The sequence below is a fragment of the Dethiosulfatibacter sp. genome, from assembly GCF_983023055.1.
Window position 1 is genome coordinate 1 of record NZ_CEZJXU010000452.1, and the last position, 2,047, is coordinate 2,047.

Genomic DNA, 2,047 nt, shown 5'->3' on the forward strand with positions numbered 1-2,047 from the left:
ACATTGACCGATACTCTCACTTCCTTCTGTTTGCGGAATCCATATTTTCATTTTTTCACTATCTCTTCTAGTATCAATATGAGCAAATACATCTCCAAGCAACGCGGTCAAAGTAACACATTCTTTCGACACTGAAAACTTCTTGCCTATATTAAGCGATTCTTCACTCGTAGGCTGAAGAACCCTCGCATCATAGCCTCTGGTTTTTAACATCGCTTGCGTTAAATAACTATACGGATATAAATAAGGTATGTACATTGGTATTTCTTCTCGTTCAATTATTTTGTTATCATTCACTTCATTCTCGGCACCATCTAACTCTACATCAATACATTTATTATCATTTTCTAAACTATCGATAAACGCTTCTAACCTCGTCATAACGCCAACTGCCGAAGAATGTTCATCGACTTCTATATGCAAATACGGTTTACCTTGCATTTCTTCTTTAAAATAATGGCTAATAATCGCATCCGGTCCACAACCGTGATTCGTAAGATATATTGCATATAAATTTTTAGAATTCTTAATAATTTTCGCACCAGATATAATATGTTGCCCAAATGGCCAATACATATTGGGGTAATCTTCAGATAAATCATAGCTATGCGCTGGAAGATTTGATAAAGTAAGCACTTTATGTCCCATCTCAATCAACCTTTTAGGAATTCCCATATTCAGTTCTTTGTCCGCAACACCATAAGCCCTGGTTACAATGACAAACACCTTTTCATCAGCTTTAAGATTATCAATAACTTCTTCACCTAACTTTTCTACTCCGGTTTCATATTTTTTCAGTGCTTGCATGCCTTTGGCCAATGCCACAGTAGTCTGGACGCTATTTTTTCCAACTTGTTTTCCCAAATCCATCAAAGTCCGCATCATATATTTTTTCCCAAACTTAAATGATAATGCCGGGGATAACAATTTTATTCCTTTTGATTCTAAATCCATAACGCTTGATATCACCTGTGGAACAGTTTGCATATACACGCAAGCGTAATCTTCTCTAGTTCGAGATACCGGATGCTTCATAGTGTATAAACTCGGTAAAAATATATAATCAACGCCCTTATCTATCAAGGCTGCAACATGCCCATTAATAAGCTTTATCGGATAACAAGTTTCATCCAAAGAAAATTCCTGACTAAACTCAATAATTTTGTTGTCCGTCTCATCGGACAACACCACATTGAATCCCAACTCTTTAAAATACACGTTGAACATAGGAAATAATTTATGCAAGAACAGCACGCGTGGTATACCCACTGTAAGTTTGCTCTCATCCACTTCTCCAGAATATCCCTTCAAAAACATCTTATCTATTTCAGCTTCAATATTCCTTATTTCACTTCTTTCTACATTTTCTTTCCTTTTCTGTTGTACTTCCTCTTTTGCCAATATTGCCGCACCATACGCTCCCGTTATACTAAAATACGGCGGCACTACTATTTCCTTACCAAGAACTGCTCTAAAAGCATTGACTACAGCCTGGTTGTGAGCAATTCCACCTTGTAGGAAGATTTTATTTCCTATAGGTTTTTTTCCAACTACTCTATTCAAATAATTATTGACAATAGAATAGCTGAGTCCAGCAGTAATATTTTCTTTGCTTTGACCTTCTGCTATTGCCTTTGAAATATTTCCTTCTATAAAAACAGTACATCTACTACCCAGCTCTGAAGGTTCTTGTCCTTTCAAAGCAATATATTCATACTCTTCTATTGGAATATCTAATTTTATTGCCTGCTCTTCAATAAAAGAACCTGTTCCAGCTGCGCAAATTTTATTCATTTCAAAATCTACAACTCGACCATCTTCAATACTAATATATTTTGAATCTTGACCCCCAATCTCAAAAATTGTATCTACATTGCAATCCAATTCAACAGCACCCTTAGCCTGGGCAGTAATTTCGTTTACAATTAAATTCGCTTTATAAATTTTACCTATCAAATTTCTTCCAGAACCAGTTGTCCCTATGCTAGCGATATTCAATCTCCCGCCAAACTCAGACTTGATCGATTGAAGCCCATCATCAGATGCC

General features: G+C 36.2%; 1 protein-coding gene. It reads right to left on the reverse strand.

The features are described from left to right. Nucleotides 1-2,047, reverse strand: a 2,047-nt coding sequence (locus AC3AX0_RS12315; RefSeq protein WP_487550574.1) for an acyl-CoA dehydratase activase-related protein, incomplete at both ends; no start/stop codon positions are given.